Source organism: Prevotella pallens ATCC 700821 (assembly GCF_000220255.1).
GTDB classification, from domain to species: Bacteria; Bacteroidota; Bacteroidia; order Bacteroidales; family Bacteroidaceae; genus Prevotella; species Prevotella pallens.
The window spans coordinates 2,306,622-2,314,907 of the sequence record NZ_GL982513.1; the positions used below are offsets into that span (position 1 = coordinate 2,306,622).

Consider the following 8,286-nt stretch of genomic DNA (forward strand, 5'->3'; position numbering starts at 1 on the left):
GCTGTCTCGGCATAATCATCACCGTGTGTCTGTGGGTTGATTAACCCGCCTGCTCCAGAAATGATTTCTTCGGCTGCACTTAAGGCAGTACTTGCCACATTGCCTACGGCTTGTGCAATAGATGAACTTTTATTTGTGTTGGCAGGTGACGTATAGGAGCGGCTGGGAGGAACGAGTTGATAACCTGTATGGGATTGAGTTCTGTTCTTTTCCGGCTCATCTTCCATTGCCGTAACTTTCTTTGGCTCTGTCGTGTTACTTATCTCAAAGTTCTTCTGCAAGGAATGGTAACCGAACTCACTGCCGATTTCAGATGCCTTAAAAGTCTGTCCACTGTATGCGAACTTCAAGCCATAGATCTTGCCCTGCTTGTTTTTCAAACGTTCAATGGTTGCGCCACTCTTGCTGAGGTCGTAGAGGAACATGGAATGCCCTGTGATGCCTGAGCCTTTGTATTGGTTGAGCAAGGCGTAGCAGATTTTCCGTACCTGCTGCTTGGTTTGCTCTCTCGTTGGATTGGCTTTTGCTTTCTGATGTGCCTTCTTTACCTTTATTTCCTTTGTGATGGTCATACCATATTTACGACTGATGTCCTTCGCCACCCTTGCAGCCTTGTTACTCACAAAAGTAGTGTCATAGACTTCTCCATACAGGCTGATACGGTTGGCGATGATATGAATGTGTATGTTGCCGGTAGCCTTGTGCGTTACCGCCCCCCCATTGATGGCTGGCAAGTCCCATGCGTATTGCAAAGTTTGACACAAGGTTACGGACGGATGCAAGACCCAATCTTTTCTCATCTTGTGGTGCAATGCCTATTTCGATACGTAGGAATTTTTTCCTGCACCGCGTGTTGTAATCGCTCACCATCTTCATTTCCTCGTAAACCTCCTTTGGCGTAGTACCACAGAGATTGTGAAAGAGAAGCGCTTTGCCGAGTTTTCCCTCTCGGAAAATATACTCCAGTGCATTGCTGCCATCGGGCAGTCTTGCTGTTGAATCTGTTCATATAAAAGTCTTCTTTTCGTTGTTGCTTAATTCCTGATGGCTGACCGATGAGAACGGAGTGATTACGGTCTAACCTCCCCGATAGTCTGATGAGGGGAGCTGGGCGCAGTTTGAGGGTACAAACTGACGTCTTGCAATGCTACCCAATAGGCCGTTTACGCATAAAGCATCTTTCTGCTCTAAAAACAGCAGAATATAATGGAAATGGCAAAAGATTTGAATATGGAGAACGACGAGATGCAGCTGGTTGTCTCGGCACTAAGAAGTGTGGGAAAAAGAATTGTGGAAGTAGCAGAGACGCACAAGCCACTCTTTGCCGGAGAGCTTTTCCTTACGGGAAAGGAAGTGTGCGAGCGGCTGTATATCAGTCCTCGTACCTTACAGGACTACCGAGACAGGAAGATTATTCCCTACACGCAGTTTGCAGGAAAGATACTCTACAAGGCTTCGGACTTGGAGAAGATACTGGAGGAGAATTACAAGAGTTGTCGAACAGGATAAAGGCAATAAGCGTATATTGCTGGATGGATAACGGCACTTGAGCAGAGATATATCTGTTTCAAGTGCCGTTCGTTTATTGGTAAGTTCTTCGTTTAATCATTTTTCTATTCTGCGGTAAACTGTTCTCCTTTATATTCTTCTTTAAACTCCGTAACCGTCTGTCCTGTTTGTTTTTTGAAGAAACGCATTAAATGTCCCGGCTCCGAGAAATTGAATTCGTATGCCAATTCACTGGTAGTTTTGTCAGTGAATAGTATTTCATTCTTGATTTCTGCAAGCAGACGTTGTTTCAGCAGATGTACGGCCGTTTGCCCATATTGTGCCTGTACAGAAGCATTCAATGTGATGCGGCTGATGTTCAGCATGGCTGCATAGTCGGCCACTTGTTGGTATTGGCGAATATGCTTCTCTAAGAGTTGTTTGAACTCAAAGGCATGGTGGTTCTTGGGGGCATCAAAAGGCAGATGGTATTGAGCAGAATACCTACGATTAAGGGTCATGAGCAGATAATGAAGCAAGGATACGATGATGTGATAGCTGTCGGCAAGAGGATGGTTGAGTTCTTCTTTTATCCGCACAAGCAAACGCTCGTATTCTTGTCGTTCCATAGCTGTAGCCGACAGATGGGGTGGGAAATCTGTTTGGTAGCAATAAAGCAAACGATAAGTAAAGAAAGGATCGGCAAGATAGGTTGAAAGAAAATCATCACGGAAAATAAGGAAACGATAATCCATTTGGCTTTCATCAATGTGCCACTCCTGATGGATGTGCGGTGAAAGTATCAGCACCGTATTGCCTTTCAACGCGATATGTTGAAAGCCATAACGCAGCCACCCGGATGCTTTCCTGAAGAAAAACAACTCGAAGAAGTTGGTTTTGAAAGACGGATACTCCATCAATACGCCCCGCAAACGCTCGTGCGTATCGGTATTGATGTTGAAGTCTACACCACATTCCGTTTTGCTGAAAGGAACTTGTGTAAGTTCTTGGGGGTGATTCTCTAATTTCATGCAACAAATGTACGAATAATTAATGGCTTATCAAAATGGTAGAGCATATATTATTAATGGTAGAATGTGTCTTTGTTTTATGCACTACCTTTGCACTCGTAATCAAAACAAATAGCATTATGAAAGAAATTAAAAATGTAGAAAAAGGTGAGAACTTCACCACGGTGAACGTAGGTAAGTTGAATGAAATTAAGGAATATGAGTTGGCTATGGGCAATTTCTCTATCCCAGGAAAGGTGTTTGCCGGACATGCACTACAAGCAACAGGCGTAGAATTGTCTTTCCAAAGTCTTGCAGCTGGGCAAGATTATGGCACACGCCATGCCCATAAAACCCATGAAGAGCTTTATTTCATTCTTAAAGGTGACGGAATTTTCGATGTAGACGGCAAACGATTTCCCGTTTCAGAAGGAAGCATCGTGAGAATTGCGCCCAATGGCAAACGTGCTTTCAAGAACACAGGCAGCAGCGAAATGCTCGTGCTTTGCGTACAATATAAGGCAAATTCGTTCTCTGATGATGATGAACCTCTGAAGGATGGTATTATGTTGGAAGCCAATGTTAAACTTTAATTTTAATAAACAATGAATATTCAGCAAGTAAGAAACGCAACGATAATCGTTGAATATGGGGGAAAGAAAATTCTGATCGACCCCATGTTGGGAAAGAAAGGCTGCATGCCTCCTTTCCCCTTTAGTAGAAATCAACACCTGCGCAACCCACTTCATGAACTACCTTTTCCCGTAGAAGAGGTGTTAAAAGGTGTAGATGTGGTGTTGCTTACCCATTTGCACGATGACCATATCGATGAGGCGGCTTATGAAATTATACTTAAAGATATGCGATTTTTTGTGCAAGACGAAAACGATCGGCAGGTGGTAATGTCGCATGGATTTAATCATGTGGAAGTTGTCGGTGACAATACAAGGGTTGGGGAAGTGAGCATACAAAAGGCTGAGAGCCAGCATGGTAATTTTATCATGAAGTATCCTGCCGGACATACAGCGGGTTATGTATTCACTCATCCACAAGAAAAGACGCTCTATCACGCCGGAGATACTATCTGGTATGCTGGTGTGAAGCGCAATTTGAAGCGTTTTCGCCCCGAGGTTATCACCCTTAATGCTGGTGGCAATGGCTTTCGTTTGGGTGGACGCGTTATTATGAACGATGAAGATGTGGTAAAAGTTGCTGCAGCTGCACCTGATGCAAAGTTATTTGTGACGCATCTTGAAGGCGTGAACCATAATAGCGTGACGCGTGAAATGGTGAGAAAGCGTGCGGAAGTGGCAGGAATTTTAGACCGCGTCTTTATTCCTGAAGACGGTGAAACGGTAGAGGATTTATAAAGAATAAAGGAAGATATATGGCAAAAACACTCATTGGAACGAAAGAGGTGCGTGGCATCATAACCAAGTCCAACCTCCCTGTTGGTGGCTATTCGGTGAATCCATACGTGGGGTGCACCCATGCTTGCAAGTATTGTTACGCCTCATTCATGAAGCGCTTCACAGGACATAAAGAAGAATGGGGCACTTTCTTAGACGTGAAGCATTGGCCTGCAATCAAGAATCCGAAGAAATATGCCGGACAACGCGTGGTTATTGGATCAGTGACCGATGGATATAATCCCGAAGAAGCAACGTTCCGCAGGACACGTAAACTGCTTGAAGAGCTCAAAGACAGCGATGCAGAAATACTCATTTGTACAAAGAGCGACCTCGTGTTGCGCGACCTTGACCTGCTCCGGCAAATGAAGAAAGTCACCGTATCGTGGTCAGTCAACACGCTTGATGAGACATTTCGTGCCGACATGGACAAGGCCGTGAGCATAGAGCGACGCATCGCAGCCATGCGAAAGGTCTACGAGGCGGGCATCCGAACCATTTGTTTTGTGTCGCCCATCTTCCCTGGCATCACCAATTTCAAAGCTATTTTTCATGAAGTGAAAGATATTTGCGACCTCTTTTGGCTTGAGAACCTCAATCTGCGGGGTGGTTTTAAGGCCAACATTATGGGTTATATCAAATCACACTATCCCCATTTGTTCCCACTTTATGAAGAAATCTATTTGCATAAAGACCGAACATATTGGAAGCAATTGGAGCAAGAGGCCGCGAAAATGGCACAGGAGGCTCAATGTAAGTATGTGGATAATGAATTGCCTTACGAACGAAGTCCCAAAGGACATCCCTCGATAGTGAATTATCTTTATCACGAAGAAATCAGAGGGTCAGGAAATACGGGTAAAAGGAATGTTATGCAATAAAACAGATGCGTATCTCTACTGTTGATAGACTACTTGGAGAATAACTACTTATAAGGCTTTCGGTATACTTGAAGGCCTCAAAAACATAGTTGTGTGTAGTTAGACGGTAGTAATAACCATTCCTACTTTCTGACTACAATACCAACCCTTTCTATTTCACTGTATTATCCCTTTTTGTAGTAATGTAGTAGGATAATATCGGTGAAAGAGAAAAGTATATCAATTGATACTATCACTGCAGTGTAGGTATATCTGCTCCACTACAGGTAAAGGGCGTTGTAGCTCTCGACAGATGTGTTTCCTGAACAAGTGGGCTTCCATGCTGTCCAATTGATAAGACAAAGCGATGATGATAGTGAGTGGATAAAGCAAGGCATAACCTCTCAGCCGTCCGTTCACGTAGACTTCCTGCTCCCCTGTATCCCTTTCGTCGGGTTGCAGGGGAGAGACTTTTAGTAGAAGTTGCAATCGATAATTGAGCTTTCGCCACGTTACACCGAAGAAACCAACGAGCTCGCTCTCTGTCATCGCTATTTCACCTTTGCCTTTGCGAATGATTTGCATATTGTCGCTCCATTCAAAATAGCTGCGGTCTCTTTTTGTTTGATGGTGATTGATGTTCATATTGCTTCCTCCTTTGCTTTCTCCTTTTGATATTTTCTTATCAGTCTGTCCATGTCCTCCGAAATCTTGTTATCCGTTACCTGTGCATATATTTGCGTGCTTGATATGGAAGTGTGCCCCATCATCTTGGCAATGCTTTCGATAGGAATACCTGCGCTTAGACACATCGTGCCAAACGTATGTCTTGCCATGTGGTACGAAAGTCTTTGACGGATACCGCAAGCCTTACCCACGATGCTCAGGTTCTTGCCCATCACGCTACGGCTACAAGCACAGTGAAAAATAAAGTCGTCGCCTTTTCCTTTCACTGTCTGCATTTCTTTCATGCTCAGTTGTTCTTTCTTGCATTGATTGATGATGGCCTCCGCTATCGGATGCAAAGGCACGACAAACTCCACCTTTGTCTTCTGCCTTTCTTTACGGATATATTTCTGTCCGTCGGCTGCCGTTTGAATGTGTCCCAATTGCAAATGTTCCATATCAGCAATAGCCAAGCCCGTAAAGCATGAGAAGATAAACATCCGTCTTGCTTGTTCTGCTTCCTTATCAATTACTCTCAATGCCATGAGTTTGGCAACATCGCTCTTTTGCAGAAAGCGTATCTTCTGTTCCCTTTTCTCATACTTGGCATTCTCAAAAGGATTGCAACGAATGATTCTCTGGCTGACCGCACGGTACATCAGCCTACTTAACCAACAAAGGTAACGGTTGATAGTTGCTGTTACCAACCCTCGCTTTTTCAGATAGAAACGGTATTCTTCAAACAAGTCTTCCGTTATAGTGGCTATGACTATATCCGTCATTCCCTTATCCTTTACAAACTCCGTAAGTAACTTATCTGAATAGAGAAGATTCTGATAGGTTCCCTCAGCTCTCGATTTGCCCACGCACACTTTAACGGATTGCAATTCTGCCTTGCTCATGGCAAGGAGTGTTGTCGGCATGGTGGCTATCCCCTGTAAACGGTTCTTGAGCAGTTCCACGCTTACCACTCCGTCCTTTATCAATATCTCCTGATAGGTCTTCTCTACAAGTTCCTTAAACTCGCAGATTCTTTGATTGGTTTTCTTGTCGGTTGTCAGTCCTTTCCTGCTATTCCACTCGAAGAACTTGCACTGCTCGCCTGTGGTAATGGCGGTACTCTTTCCGTCTATGGTGATACGGCAGAGAATAGCGGTCTTGCCGTCTGCTTTTGTTTTCTGCCTGTTGATATAAAACAGTATCTTAAATGTACTTCTCATAAAAAATCTTGGTTAAATGGTTAAACGTAAATCTTCGGTGAAAGAGAGGAAACGGTTAAACTCCTCAAAGAGTTTCTGTGGTGTAACCTTTGCATAACGCTCGGTCATACTTACGTTGCTATGTCCGAGCATCTTGCTCACCGTTTCAATAGGAACGCCTTGTTCCAAGGTGATAAGCGTGGCAAAGGTATGCCTTGCAGTATGCGATGTAAATGGAAAAGAAATACCTGCCCGTAATCGCAAGGCTTTGAGACAGGACTGATAAGTGGGATATTTGATGAAAGGCAGCAGTGTTTCCCTTTCATCGCTGTGCATTTTCTCTATTAACCGAACAGCTTCCGGCAACAACTTGATACGACAAAGTACGCCTGTCTTTTGTCTGTTGAACTTCAACCACAAACTACCTGCATCATCATGGACAAGATGCTTTTTGCTTAGTTCCATCAAATCGCAATAGGCTGCACCGGTATAGCAAGCGAAGAGAAACACATCACGAGCAGTTTCCATTTCTTTTTCCAATTCATCAGAGTTGAGAGCCTTCAATTTGTCTAATGCTTTGGGCAGTCTCTTGTCGCCCTTGCTAATTTTGGCTTTGTCAAATAGAAGAACATCAGCCAATCCCTCACGGTAAGCTAACCTGCATACCGTCTTCAAATGCGTGGCTGCATTATAGAATGTGCTTTCTTGAAAACCGCACTCACCTAAGAAATACTGCTCAAACTCATAGATAAAGTTCTCTGTGAGCTGTGAGAAAGCCAAGTCTGTTACCTTGTACTTCCGTTGAATAAACTTCTGCAAATGAATTCGGGTAGAGTGATAGCCGTGTATGGCTCCTTCCTTGATGTCTATACCAACATGGCTTTCCTTCTCCTTGATAAGCATATCCAGCCTCTCAATAAGTCTGCATCGTGTCTGTACGCTCCCTTGGAACAGTTCTTTCACATCGGCTGCATCAAATAGGCAACCTTTGGATAGCAGAGATTGATAAGCCGACTGAACAGACAACAGCAGATTTTCCAATTTACCGTTTATCTCCACCGCCTCACGACTCTTACCATCCATTCTGCTCTCTCGTGGATTCCACAAGTCGGGGTTGCAGGAGAGTTTACAACTAAACTGGGCAATGGAACGCCCAATGGTAATACGTCCCATATAGAAGCTTTACCTAATTTGCCTATACCGCTCTTTTTAAGGTAGAGCAACACTTTCATCTTTTCTTTTTCCATACGCTTTAATATTTGTGGGCAAAGACAGTGCAAGCGAGTTCCATGAGAGCTTGCTCTCAAATGGACGAGTGCAGCCTGTCTTATGCAAAGTTACCCGAATTAAAGCGTTCCTCACTTATGCAGAAAACTGCCGACCAAAGCAACAGCCACACGAGCGAAAATAATTCAGTTACCGAATACTGCACCATTGTTACCTACATCAAAACAAGGTAACACTCTGGTAACTGAACTTCTGCCTAAATCCGCATATTTCTGCCCTTTACAAATAGAGCAGTATTATGCCAATTCGTGTATTTCCTCCTCATTATCAGTTAGTTTACATCAACCTCAACATTTCTTCATTTTCAGCTATTATTTACTCGATAATAATATATTACTTACACGTAAATAAAACTATATAATAAGTA

The 8,286-nt window shown here is 43.6% G+C and carries 8 protein-coding genes and 2 pseudogenes; 5 read left to right on the plus strand and 5 right to left on the minus strand.

The window, feature by feature from the left end; all coding sequences use genetic code 11:
- A pseudogene (locus tag HMPREF9144_RS09130) lies at positions 1–987 on the minus strand (relaxase/mobilization nuclease domain-containing protein); the annotation flags it as partial.
- Between the two features lie 216 nt (positions 988–1,203).
- On the opposite strand from HMPREF9144_RS09130, the gene HMPREF9144_RS09135 reads away from it, so the two are divergent.
- On the plus strand, positions 1,204–1,509 hold the full coding sequence (locus HMPREF9144_RS09135) for a helix-turn-helix domain-containing protein (RefSeq protein ID WP_040595441.1): 306 nt from the start codon (positions 1,204–1,206) through the stop codon (positions 1,507–1,509).
- 104 nt (positions 1,510–1,613) lie between these two features.
- Here HMPREF9144_RS09135 and HMPREF9144_RS09140 read toward each other — a convergent pair whose 3' ends face one another.
- Positions 1,614–2,519, minus strand: a complete 906-nt coding sequence (locus HMPREF9144_RS09140; RefSeq protein WP_006045684.1) for a helix-turn-helix domain-containing protein — start codon at positions 2,517–2,519, stop codon at positions 1,614–1,616.
- A 119-nt stretch (positions 2,520–2,638) separates the two neighbouring features.
- Between HMPREF9144_RS09140 and HMPREF9144_RS09145 the strand changes: the two genes are divergently transcribed.
- Genes HMPREF9144_RS09145 through HMPREF9144_RS09155 form a run of 3 tightly spaced genes read left to right on the plus strand, consistent with a single transcriptional unit; the run spans position 2,639 to position 4,788 of the window.
- Positions 2,639–3,091: a cupin domain-containing protein gene (locus tag HMPREF9144_RS09145; protein ID WP_040595442.1), complete on the plus strand. Its 453-nt coding sequence runs from the start codon at positions 2,639–2,641 to the stop codon at positions 3,089–3,091.
- Positions 3,092–3,103: 12 nt separating this feature from the next.
- The gene (locus HMPREF9144_RS09150; protein WP_006045686.1) at positions 3,104–3,868 is read left to right on the plus strand and encodes an MBL fold metallo-hydrolase; all 765 of its coding nucleotides are present in this window, start codon (positions 3,104–3,106) and stop codon (positions 3,866–3,868) included.
- 17 nt (positions 3,869–3,885) lie between these two features.
- Positions 3,886–4,788: a radical SAM mobile pair protein B gene (locus HMPREF9144_RS09155; RefSeq protein ID WP_006045687.1), complete on the plus strand. Its 903-nt coding sequence runs from the start codon at positions 3,886–3,888 to the stop codon at positions 4,786–4,788.
- A gap of 219 nt (positions 4,789–5,007) precedes the next feature.
- Here the strand turns inward: HMPREF9144_RS09155 and HMPREF9144_RS09160 are convergent, their stop codons facing one another.
- From HMPREF9144_RS09160 to HMPREF9144_RS09170, 3 genes and pseudogenes are all read right to left on the minus strand, one after another.
- Complete coding sequence (locus HMPREF9144_RS09160; protein WP_006045688.1) at positions 5,008–5,412, minus strand: hypothetical protein; 405 nt, start codon at positions 5,410–5,412, stop codon at positions 5,008–5,010.
- Positions 5,409–6,653, minus strand: coding sequence for a site-specific integrase (locus tag HMPREF9144_RS09165; protein ID WP_006045689.1), 1,245 nt, complete (start codon positions 6,651–6,653; stop codon positions 5,409–5,411). Before HMPREF9144_RS09165 ends, HMPREF9144_RS09160 begins: the two co-directional genes overlap by 4 nt.
- Before the next feature lie 12 nt (positions 6,654–6,665).
- A pseudogene (locus HMPREF9144_RS09170) lies at positions 6,666–7,879 on the minus strand (site-specific integrase).
- A 60-nt stretch (positions 7,880–7,939) separates the two neighbouring features.
- Here HMPREF9144_RS09170 and HMPREF9144_RS13560 point away from each other — a divergent pair.
- Positions 7,940–8,092, plus strand: coding sequence for a hypothetical protein (locus tag HMPREF9144_RS13560; protein WP_169310316.1), 153 nt, complete (start codon positions 7,940–7,942; stop codon positions 8,090–8,092).
- Positions 8,093–8,286 lie beyond the last annotated feature (194 nt).